Source organism: Limnochorda pilosa (assembly GCF_001544015.1).
Taxonomy (GTDB): Bacteria; Bacillota; Limnochordia; order Limnochordales; family Limnochordaceae; genus Limnochorda; species Limnochorda pilosa.
The window spans coordinates 2,755,674-2,772,999 of record NZ_AP014924.1 but is presented as its reverse complement, the minus strand read 5'-3'; the positions used below and the strand labels follow the sequence as shown (position 1 = coordinate 2,772,999).

15 protein-coding genes and 1 other RNA gene are annotated in these 17,326 nt (G+C 72.8%); all 16 read left to right on the top strand.

Features of this window, described 5'->3' with window-relative positions; genetic code table 11:
- The first annotated feature begins 7 nt into the window (after positions 1–7).
- The 16 genes from pxpB (at position 8) to aroB (ending at position 17,280) form a co-directional block, all read left to right on the top strand.
- Complete coding sequence (gene pxpB / locus LIP_RS12295; protein ID WP_158509676.1) at positions 8–1,729, top strand: 5-oxoprolinase subunit PxpB; 1,722 nt, start codon at positions 8–10, stop codon at positions 1,727–1,729.
- A 241-nt stretch (positions 1,730–1,970) separates the two neighbouring features.
- Positions 1,971–2,153: non-coding RNA, 6S RNA (gene ssrS, locus LIP_RS12290), on the top strand.
- Positions 2,154–2,229: 76 nt separating this feature from the next.
- Positions 2,230–3,555, top strand: coding sequence for a replication-associated recombination protein A (locus LIP_RS12285; protein WP_068138825.1), 1,326 nt, complete (start codon positions 2,230–2,232; stop codon positions 3,553–3,555).
- A gap of 205 nt (positions 3,556–3,760) precedes the next feature.
- The gene (locus LIP_RS12280; protein ID WP_068138821.1) at positions 3,761–4,216 is read left to right on the top strand and encodes an RrF2 family transcriptional regulator; all 456 of its coding nucleotides are present in this window, start codon (positions 3,761–3,763) and stop codon (positions 4,214–4,216) included.
- Positions 4,217–4,250: 34 nt separating this feature from the next.
- Positions 4,251–5,411, top strand: coding sequence for a cysteine desulfurase family protein (locus LIP_RS12275; protein WP_198409529.1), 1,161 nt, complete (start codon positions 4,251–4,253; stop codon positions 5,409–5,411).
- 40 nt (positions 5,412–5,451) lie between these two features.
- Positions 5,452–6,624 (top strand): tRNA 2-thiouridine(34) synthase MnmA, encoded by a 1,173-nt coding sequence (mnmA, locus tag LIP_RS12270; RefSeq protein WP_082726279.1) that lies wholly within the window; start codon positions 5,452–5,454, stop codon positions 6,622–6,624.
- A 41-nt stretch (positions 6,625–6,665) separates the two neighbouring features.
- On the top strand, positions 6,666–6,899 hold the full coding sequence (locus LIP_RS12265; RefSeq protein ID WP_068138818.1) for a hypothetical protein: 234 nt from the start codon (positions 6,666–6,668) through the stop codon (positions 6,897–6,899).
- A 3-nt stretch (positions 6,900–6,902) separates the two neighbouring features.
- Complete coding sequence (locus LIP_RS12260) at positions 6,903–7,928, top strand: AI-2E family transporter (RefSeq protein ID WP_068138815.1); 1,026 nt, start codon at positions 6,903–6,905, stop codon at positions 7,926–7,928.
- A gap of 141 nt (positions 7,929–8,069) precedes the next feature.
- Entirely contained in the window at positions 8,070–10,754 is a 2,685-nt protein-coding gene (gene alaS / locus LIP_RS12255) for an alanine--tRNA ligase (protein WP_068138811.1), read from the top strand.
- Positions 10,755–10,772: 18 nt separating this feature from the next.
- On the top strand, positions 10,773–11,066 hold the full coding sequence (locus LIP_RS12250) for an IreB family regulatory phosphoprotein (protein ID WP_269433341.1): 294 nt from the start codon (positions 10,773–10,775) through the stop codon (positions 11,064–11,066).
- A gap of 2 nt (positions 11,067–11,068) precedes the next feature.
- Positions 11,069–11,569, top strand: a complete 501-nt coding sequence (ruvX, locus tag LIP_RS12245) for a Holliday junction resolvase RuvX (RefSeq protein WP_082726278.1) — start codon at positions 11,069–11,071, stop codon at positions 11,567–11,569.
- Between the two features lie 35 nt (positions 11,570–11,604).
- Positions 11,605–12,732 (top strand): endolytic transglycosylase MltG, encoded by a 1,128-nt coding sequence (mltG, locus tag LIP_RS12240; protein WP_144440470.1) that lies wholly within the window; start codon positions 11,605–11,607, stop codon positions 12,730–12,732.
- 176 nt (positions 12,733–12,908) lie between these two features.
- Entirely contained in the window at positions 12,909–13,607 is a 699-nt protein-coding gene (gene sigK / locus LIP_RS12235; RefSeq protein ID WP_068138805.1) for an RNA polymerase sporulation sigma factor SigK, read from the top strand.
- Between the two features lie 108 nt (positions 13,608–13,715).
- Positions 13,716–14,249, top strand: coding sequence for a YqeG family HAD IIIA-type phosphatase (locus tag LIP_RS12230; protein WP_198409528.1), 534 nt, complete (start codon positions 13,716–13,718; stop codon positions 14,247–14,249).
- 83 nt (positions 14,250–14,332) lie between these two features.
- Positions 14,333–15,580, top strand: a complete 1,248-nt coding sequence (gene aroC / locus LIP_RS12225; RefSeq protein WP_068138803.1) for a chorismate synthase — start codon at positions 14,333–14,335, stop codon at positions 15,578–15,580.
- Positions 15,580–17,280, top strand: a complete 1,701-nt coding sequence (gene aroB, locus LIP_RS12220) for a 3-dehydroquinate synthase (RefSeq protein ID WP_068138799.1) — start codon at positions 15,580–15,582, stop codon at positions 17,278–17,280. Before aroC ends, aroB begins: the two co-directional genes overlap by 1 nt.
- Positions 17,281–17,326 lie beyond the last annotated feature (46 nt).

The window sequence follows — 17,326 nt, the reverse complement described above, 5'->3', positions numbered from 1 at the left end:
GGGGACCGTGGACCTGCGGGCCGGCCCGGCCGGGGCCGGGGGCCTCTACCTGGCGCCGCTGGAGGAGAGACCTCCGCTCGAACGGGCGGCCGCCCTCCGCGGGTTGGCGCACCGGGTCGAAGCGGCGTGCCTGCCCGGGGTCCTGGAGGTCTCCTTCGGCCTCGCCAGCCTCCTGGTGCGCTATGACCCCTGCCTGACCGGCTACCACCGCTTGGTGGAACAGGTGCGGGGGGTGGCGGCGCGCCGGGGGGCATTACCGCCCGGGCCCGCTGAGCGTACCCCCCGCACCTGGGAGGTGCCGGTCGTCTACGGCGGCGAGGCGGGCCCGGACCTGGAGGCTGTGGCCCGGGAGACCGGCCTGACCCCCGACCAGGTGGTGGCCCGCCACGCGGGCGCGCCCTACACGGTCCTGGCCTTGGGGTTCAAGCCGGGTTTTCCCTACCTGGGCCCCCTGGACCCTGCCCTCCACGTGGACCGTCTGGCCCGCCCGCGCCCGCGGGTGCCGGGCGGGTCCGTGGCCATCGCAGGGCCCTACACCGGCATCTACCCTTCCGAGGCCCCGGGCGGCTGGCGCCTGCTGGGGAGGACCGACCGGCCGCTGGTGGACCTTCGACGCGATCCGCCGGTCTTCGCCCTCTCGGGCGATCGGGTGGTTTTCCGTCCCGTCGGCACTCCGGTACCTGAGGCTGAGTCTGCCGTGGAGGGCCTGGGGTACCCGGAATCGGCAGACGGCGGGACAGCTCTTTTTCGGGTGCTGGATCCTGGCCTGCGGACCACCTGGCAGGACGGGGGCCGTCCTGGCTGGATGCGCTACGGCTTCGCCCCATCAGGACCCGCGGACGTGGCCTCCTTCCTGGCCGTCCAGCGGCTGGCCGGAAACCCGCCCCACCGGGCGGCCCTGGAGTTCGCGGGGCGGGGACCGGTGCTGGAGGCGCTGCGGGGCACGGTCGTGGTGGTAGCGGGCGGGGCGGGCGACACCCCGCCCGCAGGCGAGGTCCTCCCGGGAGAGGGCGGGCGGCGGGTACGGTGGCTTTGGCTGCGGCGGGGGCAGCGGCTGGCGTTGAACCCCGGGCCTGGGGCGGCGGTGGGGTACCTGGCGATCCCCGGCGGCCTCGCGGCCCCTCGGGTGGGAGGCAGCGCCGCCACCGACCTCTCGGCGGGGGTAGGGTCCGCGTTCGCGCCCGGCGCTCCCGCCACGCTGGCACGACCTGCTCCGGGTAGGGAAGAGCGGCCGGACGAAGCGGCCGCCCTCTGGCACGCCTGCCTCGCGCGGCGGGGCCGCCGGCTGGTGGCCACTCGGCCCCCCGACCGGCGCAGGGTCCTCTGGCTCCGGCTGGTGCCCGAAGGGCTGCAGCCCGTGCCAGACGAGCTCTTCGACGTACTCTGCCGCACCCGCTTCAGGGTCTCGGCCCGATCGGACCGCACGGGCGTGCGGCTGGAGGGCGGGGGAGGTGGGGTGGAGGCGTCCGGTCCGCTGCCGCCTGGGCCTCCCCGCCTGCCTTCGGATCCGGTGGTACGGGGCACGGTGCAGCTCCTGCCCTCAGGGCTGCCGGTGGTCCTCCTGGCCGATCACCCGGCCACCGGGGGCTACCTGCGCCTGGGCGTGGTGGACGAAGCGGACCTGGACCGGCTGGCCCAGGCCCTGCCGGGGCAACCCGTCGCCTTTCACCCCCAGGGGCTGGAGGAGGCCGAGGCTCTCCACCGGCGTCGAAGGGGATGGGGCGCCTGAGGAGACTCGTCGCTCAGGAAGAGCTGCATGCTGAGCTCCGTGTTCACCCTGGCATACATCGGCGGCTCGTTCCGAAGACGGCGAATGCGGTGAGGGTGCCGCATCGATCTCCTCGCGTGCCGAAACGGTCACGGGGCGCTCCTCCCTTGGCGACCGGCACCATGGGGCGGGGCACGAATCGGACCGCATGGGCCGGTTGCGGGGCTGCCCGCCCGTGTGCTATAGTGGGGGTGCCGAGAGCGCAACTCTGCCGTGTGCGCGGTCAATCTGGCCGTGTATGAGCCAACACCACGATACGGGGAGCCCGGCTCTGGCCGTGAGGCGCAGGCCCCGGAACGGGGAAGCGCAGAGCGGTCAGGAGGGCACCCACCTGCTGAGCGCAGGTTCATCGTAGGTCAGGTCCCCAGCGGCACGGCGGAGTGCTCCATTGAGACCGTGAGGCACGCCCTGCGTGTCCTCGCGGCCTTTTTGTATGGGCGCCCGGCAGGGGAGGGGTAGGGATGGACCTCTTCGAAGCGGCCTCCCGCGGCGAGCGCCAGCGCCAGGCTCCCCTGGCCGCCCGGATGAGGCCTGAGACCCTGGACGAGCTGGTGGGGCAGGGCGAGCTGGTGGGGCCGGGGCGTCCCCTGCGGGTCGCGCTGGAGGGCGGGCGGCTGGGTTCCATGATCCTGTACGGCCCACCGGGGACGGGAAAGACCACCCTGGCCCACCTCATCGCCCGGCGCGGCGGTGCCCACTTCGAGCAGTTGAACGCGGTCACCTCGGGCGTGGCGGACCTGCGCCGGGTAATCCAGGAGGCCGCCGAACGGTGGCGCCTCCATGGCCGCCGGACGGTGCTCTTCATCGACGAGATCCACCGGTTCAACAAGGCCCAGCAGGATGCGCTCCTCCCCGCGGTCGAGGACGGCACCGTCCTCCTGGTGGGCGCCACCACCGAGAACCCCTTCTTCCAGGTGAACAGCCCCCTCCTCTCCCGCTGCCGGCTCTTCCGGCTCCGGCCCCTGGCGGGCGACGACGTGCGCGCCCTGGTCCTGCGGGCCCTCGCATCGCGTCAAGGCCTGGAGGGTCGCCTGGAGCTGGATCCCCCAGCGCTCGAGCGGCTGGTGCGCTCCTCGGCGGGGGACGCCCGGCGAGCCTTGAACGGCCTGGAGACGGCGGCCTGGCTGGCCGAGCAGGCGGGGCGGGCGCGCATCGAGGAAGGAGACGTGGAGGCCGCGCTCCAGGAGGCGCCCCTCCTCTACGACCGCCAGGGCGACCAGCACTACGACGTCTTCTCCGCTTTCATCAAGAGCATGAGGGGATCAGACCCCGACGCCACCCTCCACTACCTGGTGCGGATGCTGGAGGCGGGCGAGGATCCCCGGGCCATCGCCCGCCGCATCGTGATCCACGCCTCGGAGGACGTGGGCAACGCGGATCCGCAGGCGCTGCAGGTGGCGGTCGCAGCCGCGCACGCCCTGGAGCTGGTGGGGCTGCCCGAAGCGGCCCTCAACCTGGCCCAGGCCGCCCTCTACGTGGCCACGGCGCCCAAGAGCAACGCCACGTACCGGGCGCTGGCCGCGGCCCGGCAGGACCTGAAGGAGAAGGGTTGGGCCCCCGTCCCGCCGCACCTCCGGGACGCGTCCTACCCGGGGGCCCGCCAGCTGGGCCATGGAGAGGGCTACCTCTACCCCCACGACTTCCCTGGCCACCACGTGCCCCAGCCGTACCTGCCCGAGAACCTGGCGGGGCGGCGCTACTACGAGCCGTCCGACCAGGGCTACGAGAAGCAACTGGCCCGCCGCCTGGCCGCGTGGCGCGAAGGCCGATCTCCCGAGCCCGGCTAGCCTTCAGCCGTTCCGCCTGCGCTTGGCGACCGCAGCGTTCGCCGGGCAGGACCCTGCGGCGCCGCCGTGGGGCCGACAGCACCATTGACACCTGGGGCGCCCATGGCTATACTGTGGGCGAATGCCGACCTGATTACATGGAATTCCCCGGCCGCGTCGCCCGGGGCATACGGGCTTCGACGGTGCGGCGCGAGGAGGCATGCCCGTGAGGATCTCCACCAAGGGCGAGTACGGCGTGCGGGCCATGCTGGAGCTGGCCCTGGCCTACGGGGATGGGCCCATCCCGCTCAAGATCGTGGCGGAGCGCCAGGGGATCTCGGAGCCCTATCTGGAGCAACTGATGGCCATCCTGCGCAAGGCGGGGCTGGTCCAGAGCGTGCGGGGGGCCCAGGGAGGCTACGAGTTGGCCCAGGCCCCCGAGGCCACCCCCGTGGGCGACATCGTCCGGGCGCTGGAGGGGCCGGTCTCACCCATGGAGTGCGTGCAGCACCCAACCTCCGTGGAGCTGTGCGGGCACGTGACCCGCTGCGCGGTGCAGGTCCTCTGGCAACGGCTCGCGTCCACCATGAACCAGGTGCTGGACTCCACCACCCTCGCGGACCTGGTGCACGAGACCCAACGGCTCCAGGCCCGGACGGGGGGGTACGTGTACCAGATCTAGCGTGAGGACCGAAAGGGAAGGGGTGGGGCCCGCGGTGCGGATCTACATGGACCACGCCGCCACGACCCCCCTGCGCCCGGACGTGCTGGAGGCGATGGAGCCGTACCTCACCGAAGCGTACGGCAACGCCTCCAGTTTCCATGCCGAGGGCCAGCGGGCACGCCACGCCCTGGACGAGGCCCGGGCGACCACGGCCCGGGTGCTGGGGGCTGAGCCCGCCGAGATCGTCTTTACCTCAGGGGGCTCCGAGGCCAACACCATGGCCCTGGTGGGGGCGGCCCTGGCCCGGCGGGGCGGGGGAGACCGCGTGGTGGTCTCGAGCGTGGAGCACCCCTCGGTGCTGGAGTCGGCGCAGTTCCTGGCGCGCCTGGGCTTCCGGGTGACCGAGCTGCCCGTGGACAGGGCCGGGCAGGTGGACCCGGAGGTGCTGGCGGCGGCGATGCGGGAGGGGGCCGTCCTGGTCTCGGTGCAGGTGGCCAACAACGAGGTGGGCACCCTGCAGCCCGTGGAGGAGCTGTGCCGCCTTGCCCACGAGGCGGGCGCCCTCTTCCACACCGACGCGGTGCAGGCGGTGGGGCTGCTGCCGGTGGACGTGAACCGGATCGGGTGCGACCTGCTCAGCCTCTCGGCCCACAAGTTCCAGGGGCCCAAGGGGGTCGGGGCGCTTTACGTCCGCAAGGGGCTGGAGCTGGAGCGGCTCGTTCACGGGGGCGGCCAGGAGCGAAGCCGGCGGGCGGGTACCGAGAATGTGGCGGCGATCGTGGGCCTGGCGCGGGCGCTGGAGCTCGCGGCCGCGGCGCGGGAGGGACATACCCGGCGGCTCGAGGCCCTGCGGGACCGGCTGGTGCGGGGGATCCTGGGGCGGGTGGAGGGGGCTCGGCTCACGGGTCACCCCTCCCGGCGGTTGCCGGGCCTGGCCAGCTTCGTCTTCGAGGGCGGGGTGGAGGGCGAGTCGCTCCTGGTGCGGCTGGACATGGACGGGGTGGCCGCCTCCAGCGGCTCTGCGTGCACGTCGGGCTCCCTGGAGCCATCCCACGTCCTCCTGGCCTGCGGCTTCCCGGCCGACCTGGCGCGGAGCGCGCTCCGCCTGAGCCTGGGGCCGCCGAACACGGAGGCCGAGGTGGAACGGGTGGTCGAGGTCGTGACGCGGGCGGTGGAGCGGCTGCGGCGGGCGCGGGCGGCGGAGACCGCATGAAGGCGCCTGCAGCCCTGCGGTACCGAGAGGGGGTGAACGGATGGGCGAGAGGGTGCTCGCAGCCATGAGCGGCGGCGTGGACAGTTCGGTGGCGGCCGCGCTCCTGCAGGAACAGGGCTACCAGGTGATCGGGGTCACCATGCAGCTCTGGCCCCGCGACCTGCCCATCCACCACGAGGGGGGCTGCTGCTCCCTTTCGGCCGTGGAGGACGCCCGGCGGGTGGCCGACGTCCTGGGCATCCCCTACTACGTGCTCAACTTCCAGGAGGTCTTCGCCCGGGAGGTGATCGACGGCTTCGCCTCCGAGTACCTGCGGGGCCGCACCCCCAACCCGTGCATCCGGTGCAACGAGAAGGTGAAGTTCGGCGCGCTGCTGCACAAGGCTCAGGAGCTGGACGCCGCCTACGTGGCCACGGGGCACTATGCGCGGGTGGGCTTCGACGCGGCGCGGGGGCGGTACGTGCTGCGCAAGGCGGCCGACGCGGCCAAGGACCAGACCTACACCCTCTACGGGCTGACCCAGGCGCAGCTCGCGCACGCCCTCATGCCCCTGGGGGACCTCCGCAAGGAGGAGACGCGGGCCCTGGCTCGGGAGCGCGGGCTGCCCGTGGCCCAGAAGCGTGAGAGCCAGGACATCTGCTTCATCCCGGACCACGACCTGCACGGGTTCCTGGAGCGGCGGGCGCCCGAGGACGCCCGGCCCGGCGAGATCGTCAACCGGCGGGGTGAGCGGCTGGGAACCCACAGGGGGGTGGCCCACTACACCGTCGGCCAGCGGAAGGGCCTGGGAATCGCCTGGCCCGAGCCGCTCTACGTCGTTGAGATCGAGGCCGACGCCAACCGTCTGGTGGTGGGGACCCAGGACGAGCTCTACGGCCACGCCCTGGAGGTGGAGGCCCTGAACTGGGTGGGTCTCCCGGGGCTCGAGGAGCCGCTGGAGGCCCAGGCCAGGATCCGCTACCGCTCCGAGGAGACGCCCGCGCGGGTGGAACCCCTGGGCGGCGGGCGGGCGACGGTGCGCTTCCGGGCACCCCAGCGGGCCATCGCGCCAGGGCAGTCGGTGGTCTTCTACCAGGACGACCTGCTCCTGGGGGGAGGCGTCATCGCCCGGGCGCTGGAGGACCGGAACGAGGCCCCTCCCCAGCCAGGAACCCCCGCTGCACACGCCGCACCGCAGGGGGTGAGGGGTCCTTCCCTGCACCATACTAGGTGAGCGGCCCCGGTTCGCACGGAGGCTGGCAAGGGGGGAAGGACGTGTTCTCGCGGATGCTGCGAGGGATCGCGGCGGGCATGCTCCTGGGCGTGGCCACGACGCTCTACATGAGCCGGCCCAGGCCGGTGGTCCGGACCCGCCGGGCCGGGCGGCTCCTGGCCCGGGTGCGGAGGACCCCCGTGACGCGGGGTGCCGCCGCGGCCACGGCGGGGCTTGCCAGGGCGATGGACGTGGGACGGGCCGGCCTCGCGCAGCTTCGGCAACTGGTCCGCTGAGGCGTGGCCGCCAGACCGCGCTGGGGCCTGCTGGGCGGCCTGCTCCTGGCAGGCCTTCTCTTTCTCTGGATCTTTCGCCACCTCATCCTGACCCTGGGTGTGGCCGCCCTGCTCGCCGCGCTCCTGCACCCCCTGGTGGGGCGGCTGGAGGCGCGTTCCGTCCCCCGGCAGGCGGCGATCCTGGTGGGCTTCGTGGGGGTGGCGCTGGTGGGGTTCGTCCTCTTCGTCACCCTGCTGCCGAACCTGATGGCGGAGTTGGACCGCTTCCTGGGCCAGATCTCGCCCCTGGGCGAGGCGGCCACCCGGGAGATCGGCCTGCTCTTCGGCCGGTTGAGCCGGTTCGGGGCGCCTTGGGAGGCGGTGGCCACCAGCATCGGCGAGGGGCTCAGGGGCTGGGTGAGCCGCGTGGCCACGCGGCTGGACGAGTGGCTGGTGACCCTGCTCACTCAGGCCTTCCAGCTGGCGCTGAGCCCCGTCATCGCCTACTACCTGCTCCGCGACGGGCCCCGGTTCCGCCGGGCGTTACTGGAGCCGCTGCCGGCGGGACCTCGCCGGGAGGTGGGCGCGCTCCTGGACCGTATCGGTCACCTGGTGGCCGCCTTCGTGCGGGGGCAGCTCCTGGTGGCGGTCCTCATCGGCACCCTCACGGCCGTGCTCCTCCGCGCCCTGGGCGTCCCCTTCGCCCTCTTCGGCGGTCTGGTGGCGGGGCTCTTCGAGGTGATCCCCTACTTCGGCCCCATCCTGGGGGGCATTCCGGCCGTGCTTCTGGCCCTGGAGCAGGGGCCCGCGACCGCCGGCTGGGTCCTGGTGGGGATGCTCGGCATCCACCAGCTCGAGGGGGCGCTGATCTCGCCCTTCGTCCTGGGACGTACCATGGCCCTCCACCCGCTGACCGTGATGCTCCTGGTGCTGGCGGGCGGTCAGGTGGCGGGGGTCCCCGGGCTCTTCCTGGCGGTCCCGGTGGGGGCCGTGGCCCGGGAGATCGGGCGCTCGCTGGCCGGGCTCCGGCTTGCAGTTGACAGCCCCTGAAGGCACAAGGTACCATATGGGTGATCTGCGAGCCCTTGGTCCACCGCCTTCCGGTGCCTGCCCGGATGCCCCGACGGGGTGCGGGAGGCCCACGGCGGTTTCATTGTCTGTGGCCGTTGGCTGCGTCGAGGAGGTTCATCGATGGTTCGGTGGACGGCGGATGAGCTGCGGCAAGCGTACATCGACTTCTTCGTCTCCAAAGGGCACGCCCACAAGCCGGGCAGTTCCCTGGTGCCCAAGAACGACCCCACCATCCTCCTCACCGCGGCGGGGATGGTCCAGTTCAAGCCGTTCTTCATGGGCACCGAGACGCCCGACGTACGCCGGGTGACCACCTTCCAGCGCTGCCTGCGGACGGCCGACATCGACCACGTGGGCTACACCGACCGCCACGGAACCTTCTTCGAGATGCTGGGGAACTTCTCGTTCGGCGACTACTTCAAGGAAGACGCCATCCGGTGGGCCTGGGAGTTCGTCACCGAGCGCATGCAGCTTCCCCGGGAGAAGCTGTGGGCCACCATCTACATGGACGACGACGAGGCCTTCCGCATCTGGCACGAGCAGGTCGCCCTCCCCGGGGATCGCATCGTGCGCCTGGGCAAGGAGTCCAACTTCTGGGAAATCGGCGTCGGCCCCTGCGGGCCCTGCTCCGAGATCTACTACGACCGGGGCGAGGCCCACGGTTGCGGCCAGGAGACGTGCGCACCCGGTTGCGAGTGCGACCGCTTCCTGGAGATTTGGAACCTGGTCTTCATCCAGTTCTACCAGGACGAGCACGGGAACCTGACGCCCCTGGAGCAGACGGGGATCGACACGGGCATGGGGCTCGAGCGGACCGCGGCGGTCCTCCAGGGGGTCTCCTCCATCTTCGAGGTGGACCTGGTGCGCCCCATCCTCGACGAGGTGGCCCGCATGGCGGGGGTGCGCTACGGGGAGGACCCCGGGCGGGACGTCTCCCTGCGGGTCATCGCGGACCACGTGCGGGGCGTGGTCTTCATGGTCTTCGACGGTATCCTGCCCGGCAACGAGGGCCGGGGCTACGTCCTCCGCCGGCTCCTGCGGCGGGCGGCGCTGCACGGGCGGCTCCTGGGCCTCTCGGAGCCCTTCCTGGCCACCGTGGCCGACCGGGTCGTCGAGCAGATGAAGCAGGGCTACCCTGAGCTGGTGGGGCAGCGGGAGCACATCCGGCAGGTCCTGGCGTGGGAGGAGCGCCGCTTCGCGGAGACCCTCGACCAGGGCATGGGGCTCCTGGAGGAGGCGCTCGACGAGGCGCAGGGGCGGGGCGAGAAAGCCCTGGACGGCGAGCGCGTCTTCCGGCTCTACGACACCTACGGCTTCCCGCCCGAGCTCACCCGGGAGATGGCGGCGGCGCGCGGCCTGGAGGTGGACGAGTCCGGCTTCCAGGCCCACATGGAGGCGCAGCGGATGCGGGCCCGATCGGCCCGGGAGGAGATGGGCTACCTGGGGAAGCGGGGTGTGGAGCTCTACCGGGATCTCTCCCGGGAGGTGCCCCCTTCCCGCTTCACGGGCTACGATCGGCTGGAGGACGAGGCGCAGGTCCTTGCCCTGCTGGTGGACGGCCGGCCCGTCGCCGAGGCCCGGGCCGGGCAGGCCGTGGAGATGGTGCTGGACCGGACCCCCTTCTACGCGGAGAGCGGCGGCCAGGTGCCCGACCGGGGCACCCTCAGTGGGCCCGCCGGCCAGGTGGAGGTGGAGGACGTCCAGCGTCCGGTGTCGGGGCTCGTGGTCCACAGGGGCCGGGTGGTCTCGGGCCGGGTCCGGCGGGACGAGACGGTGCTGGCCACGGTGGACGCCCACCACCGCTGGGACACGGCCCGCAACCATACGGGCACCCACCTGATCCACAAGGCCCTGAGGGAGACCCTGGGCGAGCACGCCCGGCAGGCGGGCTCGCTGGTCCACCCCGACTACCTTCGTTTCGACTTCACCCACTTCCAGGGGCTGGACCCCGGGCAGATTCGGGACCTGGAGGACCAGGTGAACGACCGGGTCCTCCAGGACCTGCCGGTGGCCGTCTCCGAGATGCCCTACGACGAAGCCGTGCGCTCGGGTGCCATGGCCCTCTTCGGCGAGAAGTACGGCGACGTGGTGCGGGTGGTGACGATCGGCGACTACTCCCGAGAGCTCTGCGGCGGTACCCACGTGCTCTCCTCGGCCGAGGTGGGCCCCTTCAAGATCGTCCAGGAGGGGAGCGTCGCCTCCGGCGTCCGCCGGGTCACGGCCCTGACGGGCCACGGGACCCTTCACATGCTGAACGAGATGAGCGAGCGGTGGGAGCGGCTCGCCCGCTTTCTGGGCACCACCCGGGAGGAGGTGCCCCAGCACGTGGAGCGGCTGGCCGCCCAGGTGGAGGAGCTTCAGGGCCGGCTGGAACGGATGCTGGAGCAGCAGGCGGCGGCCGAGGCCGAACGGCTCCTGGCCCGCGCCGAGAGCGTGGACGGCTCCCACTTGGTGGTGGCGGCCGTTTCGGGGGTGGGGAAGGAGCAGCTGCGCACCATGGGCGACCGGGTGCGCGACCGGCTGCGCTCCGCAGCCGTCGTCCTGGGAACCACCGAAGGCGGAAGGGTTCAGCTGGTGGCCATGGCCACGCCGGACCTGGTGCAGCGGGGCTTCCATGCCGGCCGGGTCGTGCAGGCGGCCGCCCGCGAGGCAGGGGGCGGCGGGGGCGGCCGGCCCGACATGGCCGAGGCCGGTGGCCGGGATCCCGCAGGCCTGGAGCGGGCCCTGGAAACCGGGCGCCGGGCGGCGCTGGCGCAGCTGGCGGCGGCAGGCTCCGGCGCGCAGGTTCCGGCCAAGGGACCGTAGCCGCAAGGGGGGTTGAGCATGACCCACATGGAGCACGACGAAACCGGTCGGGAGACCATGCGCTACCGGCTGGAGCTGGAGGGGCGGCCCCGCACCGAGGATGTCCTGCGCCAGGTCTACCTCGCCCTCAAGGAGAAGGGCTACGATCCCACGGGGCAGCTCGTGGGCTACCTTCTCTCAGGCGACCCTGCCTACATCACCACCTACCGTGACGCGCGCAAGCGGATCCGGGCCCTCGAACGAGACGAGCTGCTGGAAGAGGTCGTGGAGCACTACCTGAGGCGGTTCGCAGGCGAGACCCGGGAGGTCTGAGCGTGGACGTCCCCGAGGATGGGCCCCTGCTCGGGCTGGACGTGGGCAGCCGCCGGATCGGGCTGGCGGTGAGCGACCCCCTGCGGATGAGCGCCTCGGGCGCCGGGACCGTCGACCGGCTCAAGGCGGGCTGGATGGAACGGGTCGCGGAGGTGGCCCGGGAGCATGGGGTCACCGGTCTGATCCTCGGGCTGCCGCGACGCACCGATGGCAGCCAGGGGCCCGAGGCCGAAGCCGTCCTGCGTATGGGCCGGCGCCTCTCGGCAAGGACCAAGCTGCCCGTGACCTACTGGGACGAGCGGCTCACCACCCGGCAGGCCGAGCGGGCCCTGCTGGAGGGCGGGCTCAGCCGGGCTCGCCGGCGGGCCGTGGTGGATCAGACCGCCGCCATCCTCATCCTTCAGGGGTTCCTGGACGCCCATCGCCAGGCGGCCTCCTTCGCCCCGCCACCCGATGAAGAGGAATCGGGCCCCACCGGCTCGAAAGGAAAGAGGCACTGGTAAGGACTGGATAAGACCGGCCCGTAAGGGGGATCGCGGTGACGCCGACCCGCCCGGAAGGACAGGCCCTTGTGGCGGGACTCTCCACGGCCACCGGCCGTTCGGAGGTCACGCGCTTCGAGCCCGTCCGGCGCGCGCTGGAAGGCGCGGGCCGCGCGGCTGTCTACCTTTTCTGGACCGGCTGCCTCCTGGGGGCGGTCCTCCTCTTCGCGATCCAGGCCCTCACCATGCCCCTGAGCCTGCGCCACGGGGAGCCGGGGGTGCTGGTGGAGATCCCTGAGGGCGCGACCTCCCGGGAGATCGGCCGCATCCTGGCGAGCGGGGGAGTCATCCGCAGCGCCCTGCTCTTCCAGTGGTGGAGCCGCCTGGAAGGCACCGATGCCTCCCTCAAAGCAGGCCACTACCGCCTCGACCCGTCCATGCCGCTGCCCGCGGTGCTGGATCAGCTCGCGGCAGGACGGGTGGCCGTGGCCCGAACCTACATCCCCGAAGGGTTCAACCTGAGGGAGATCGCGGCGCGCCTGGCCTCGGCGGGCATCGCCGACGAGCAACGCTTCCTCAGCCTGGCCTCGGACGAGCGGCTGGTCTACGGCTCCTCCTCGCCGCTGGTGGAGGCCTTCGGGTCCCGGCCCATCCCCTCGCTGGAGGGGTACCTCTTTCCCGATACCTACGACCTGCCCGTCCGCGACGAGGCGCTCGCCATCCGGACCCTGGTCGCGCGCTTCCTCCAGGTGGCCGAGGAGATGCATTTGGCCGAGCGAGCACGGGCGGTGGGGATGACCGTGCACCAGGTGGTCACCCTCGCGTCCATCGTGGAGGAAGAGGCGGTGCGGGACGAGGAGCGGCCCCTGATCGCCGCCGTCTTCCTCAACCGGCTGGCTCGGGACATGCCCCTCCAGGCTGATCCCACGGTGAAGTACGTCATGCCGACGCCCCGCTCGCGCCTCTACTACCCTGACCTCCGCATCGACTCACCCTACAATACCTACCGCTACCGCGGCCTGCCTCCGGGCCCCATCGCCAGCCCAGGCCGCGCCTCGCTGGAGGCGGTGCTCCAACCTGCGGTCGTGGACTACCTCTACTTCGTGGCCGACCGGCGCGGGGGCCACGTCTTCAGCCGCACCTTCACCCAGCACGTGCGGGCCCGCCGGGAGCTAGGCTACTGACACCCAGGTCCCCCCGGACGAAACCGGCTCCGGCCCCGCCCCCTCCGCGGGATTCCGGGTCCAGGCACGTGCCGTCCAGAGCCCTCATAAGGTAGACCCAGACGGTCCTTTGTTGCCCGGACCGGCCTCACGAGAGGGCCGGCCCGTGCTGTCTCGACGTGGAGGGGAACCCCTGGATGGAACCGCTGAGTACCATCCTTTCCTTGTTCTTCGGCAGCCTCGCGACCCTTTCGGGCTACCTGGCGGGGCACCACACCTTTCCGCTGCCTCTCTCCCCCGAGGAGGAGAGCCGGCTCCTGGGGGAGATGCACGCCGGAAGCGAGGAGGCCCGCAACCGGCTCATCGAGCACAACCTGCGGCTGGTGGCCCACCTGGTGAAGAAGTTCGAGAACACGGGCGAGGACAGCGACGATCTGATCTCCATCGGTACCATCGGGCTCATCAAGGCGATCCGGACCTACGACGCGGGCAAGAACACCCGCCTGGCCACCTACGCCGCCCGCTGCATCGAGAACGAGATCCTCATGCACCTGCGGGCCACCCGGAAGCTGCGGGGCGAGGTGATGCTCTTCGACCCCATCGGCACCGACAAGGAGGGCAACGAGATCAGCCTCATCGACGTCCTGGGCAGCGACGGTTCCGAGGTGGCGGATCAGGTGGAGACCGAGGTGGAGAGCCAGCAGCTGCGCCAGAAGATGGGGGTGCTCTCGAACCGGGAACGCCGGGTGATCGAGCTCCGCTACGGCCTGCGGGACGGCCTGCGCTACACCCAGCGGGAGATCTCCCGCCGCCTGGGCATCTCCCGCTCCTACGTCTCCCGCATCGAGAAGCGAGCCCTGGGCAAGCTCCACCGCCAGCTGGCGGAAGGGACATGACGAGCGCTTCACCCAACCGGGCTTTTCTCCACGTGCGTGTCCGGTGAGAGAACGCGCTCAGCCGAGCGCAGCGCCGTGGTATACTGGGGCACGGGAGGAGGCTCGCCCGTGCTCCATCTGCTCACGCCCGACGAGATCTTCCCCAGCCTTCCCGAGGTGGACCTGGAACGCCTTCAGCGCCGGGGGGTCCGGGGGCTGGTCCTCGACCTGGACAACACCCTGGTGGCCTACGGCGGGCGCGAGGCGGCCGAACCCGTGCTGGTGTGGCTGCGGGAGGCCCGCGCCGCCGGGATGAGACTTTGCATCCTCTCCAATGGCCGGCCGCGCCGGGTTCGCCTCACCGCGGAGCGCCTGGGCCTGCCCTGGGTTGAGAGCTACACCAAGCCTCGCCGGCGCGGCTTTCGGGCCGCGGCCCGGCTCCTGGGCACCAGGCCCCACGAGACCGCCGTCCTGGGCGATCAGATCTTCACCGACGTGCTGGGTGGGCACCGGGCCGGCTTCGTCACGGTGCTGGTCAACCCGGTGAGCCGGCGCGAGCTTCCCCACACGCGCGTGGTGAGGGCCATCGAGCGCCTCGTCTTCGCTCTGCTCCTCAGGCGCGGGCGCATCGATCGCGAGGCCTGGCGGCTCCGTACCTCTTAGGGGACGCGCCGCCGTCCACCGACGGAGGAACCGGCCCGGAGCCCGTGGAATGGGGCAACCATTCTCGAAAGGGGGACGAGGCCGTGTCGCTCCGCTACCTCACCGCAGGAGAGTCGCACGGGCCGGCCCTGGTGGTGGTGGTGGAGGGCCTGCCGGCCGGCCTGGCCGTGGCCCGGGAGGCCATCGACCGGCACCTGGCCCGCCGCCAGCAGGGCTACGGCCGGGGCCGCCGCCAGCAGATCGAGCACGACCACGTGCGCATCCTGTCGGGGATCCGCCACGGTGTGACCTTGGGTACCCCTATCGCCCTGGAGATCGAGAACCGCGACTTCGCCCACTGGCAAGAGGTGATGGGCGCCGACCCGGTGGCGCCCGGCGCAGTCGCCCCACGCCGGGTGACACGGCCCCGCCCGGGCCACGCGGACCTGGCGGGCGGCATGAAGTACGGCCATCGAGACCTTCGCAACGTGCTGGAGCGGGCCAGCGCCCGCGAGACCGCGGCCCGGGTGGCCGCGGGGACGCTGGGCCGGATCTTGCTGGAAGCCTTCGGGGTGGAGCTGGCGGGCCACGTGGTGATGCTGGCGGGGGTGGAGGCGGACCGGGCCCTGCTCGCGAGGCTCCCCCTGCCGGAGCTGGCCCGAGCCGCGGAGGCCTCGCCGGTGCGTTGCGCCGACGCCGAGGCCGCCCGCCGGATGATGGAGCGGATCGACGTCCTCAGGGAGCGGGGGGACACGGCCGGGGGTCTCTTCGAGGTCCGGGCCGGGGGCGTGCCGCCCGGGCTCGGGAGCTACGCCCAGTGGGACCGGCGCCTCGACGCGCGCCTGGCCGCCGCGCTCGCGAGCATCCAGGCCGTCAAGGGCGTGGAAGTGGGCGATGGCTTCGCCGCCGCGGGGCTTCCGGGCTCCGAGGTGCACGACGAGATCTTTCACCGGTCCGCCGGGGAGCCGGCCGGCGACGAGGAGGCCGGGGGGGGGCTGCCTCAAGAGCTTCCGGGGCACTTCGCCGCGGGCGGCTACTTCCGGGCGACCAACCGGGCGGGCGGCATCGAGGGCGGGGTGACCAACGGGGAGCCGGTGGTGGTACGGGGGGCCATGAAGCCGCTGCCCACCCTCTACCAGCCCCTTCGCTCGGTGGAGATCGAGACCAAGGAGCCCTTCCAGGCCAGCGTGGAGCGCAGCGATGCGTGCGCCCTGCCGGCGGCCGCGGTGGTGGGGGAGGCGGTGGTGGCCTGGGAGCTGGCCGCCGCCTGGGTGGAGAAGTTCGGCGGGGACACCCTCTCGGAGATGGAGGCGGCCTTCGAGGCGTACCGCGGCCGCCTGGAGGCCTACTGATGGGAGGCCCGGCTTGGAAGGATGCCGGCGCGGCCGATCCCGGGCGGCTCGCCCTCCGCGAGGGGAACCTGGTGCTGGTGGGCTTCAGTGGTGCGGGGAAGAGCTCGGTGGGGCGCGACGGGGCGGGCCGGCTGGGCATGCCCTTCGTGGACCTGGACGAGGCCGTCGCGCAGCGGGCCGGCGCCTCCATTCCCGAGCTCTTCCGGGCGGAGGGCGAGGCGGGATTCCGCCGGCGCGAAGCCGAGGCCCTGGCCGCGCTCCTGGAGCCCGGAGGCCGGGTGATCGCCCTGGGGGGCGGCGCCTGGGCGCGTCCTGAGGTGCGGGCGCTCCTGGGGCCGTCCGACCTGGCCCTCTGGCTCGACCTTCCCTTCGAAGAGGCCTGGCGGCGGGTCGCCTCGGAGCCGGGGCGCCCGCTGGTGGAGGCCTTGGGCGAGGAGGGGCTCCGGCGGCTGTACGAGGAGCGTCTCCCCGCGTACGGCCTGGCCGACGGGCGCCTGGCCGTGGACGGGCTCTCGGTGGCCGAGGCGGGCGCGCGCCTGGCGCGGTGGTGGCGGGCCCGACCCCAGGCGGTGGTGCGGCCCGACGTCCATGCCCCCGGATACCCCGTCCACCTGCGGCCGAGATTGCTGGAGGAGGCGGGCCCCATTTGGGGTGAGGCGGGGGTGGAGGGAGACGTGCTGGTGGTGAGCCAGCACGCCCTGGAACCCCATGCGCCGCTCTTGGCGCGGTCGCTGGCTGCGGCCGGGGTCTCCGCCCGCTGGCACTGGATGGACGAGGGCGAGGAGGCCAAGACCCCGTCGGCGGTGGCGGCCATCTGGCACGCCGCGCTGGAGATGGGGCTGGACCGCGGGGGGACGGTGGTGGCCTTCGGAGGAGGCGTGGTGGGCGACACGGCCGGCTTCGCCGCCGCCACCTTCGTGCGGGGTGTGCGGTGGGTGGCGCTGCCCACCACGCTCCTGGCCCAGGTGGACGCGGGCATCGGGGGCAAGGTGGGGGTGAACCTCCCCCAGGGCAAGAACCTGGTGGGGGCGTTCCACCACCCCCGCCTGGTGCTGGCGGACCCGGCCGTGTTGGACACCCTGCCTGAGCGGGAGCGAGCCGCGGGCATGGCGGAGGTGGTGAAGAGCCTGCTCCTCGCGGGCCCCGAACCGCTGGCCGGGCTGGAGGCGGCGGTGGAGGAGGGCCTTCCGGCCTGGGAGCCCTTCATCGTCGCGAGCGTCCGCCTGAAGGCGGCCACCGTGGCCTGCGATCCCCGGGAGGCGGGCGTCCGGGCCATCCTCAACCTGGGCCACACGGTGGGCCACGCCCTGGAGGCGGTGACCGGATACGGCCGGTACCTGCACGGGGAGGCGGTGGCCGTGGGGCTCGTCACCGCGCTGCTGCTCTCCCAGCGGCTGGCTGGCCTGGACCCTGAGTGGACGCGCCGCACGGCGGTTCTACTGCGGCGCCTGAAGCTGCCGCTGGACGCGCCCGCCCTCCACGATCCGGCCCTGGCCCCCGATTTCCGGAGGGCCCTCCGGTACGACAAGAAGGCCCGGCGGGGCGAGGTCCGTTTCGTGCTCCTGGAGGCGCCCGGACGCCCTCGGGTGGGCGTTCCCGTGGAGCGGGAAGCCGTGGAGGAGGCCCTGGCGCAGCAAGTCCGCCTGGCCGAGAGCCTGGGGGCGGCAGAAGGTCCCGGCGCCCCCGGCAGCGAACGGTAGCGAGCGGTGACGGGCGTCCGGGCGCGCGGGCGCCTGGGCCGGCGCC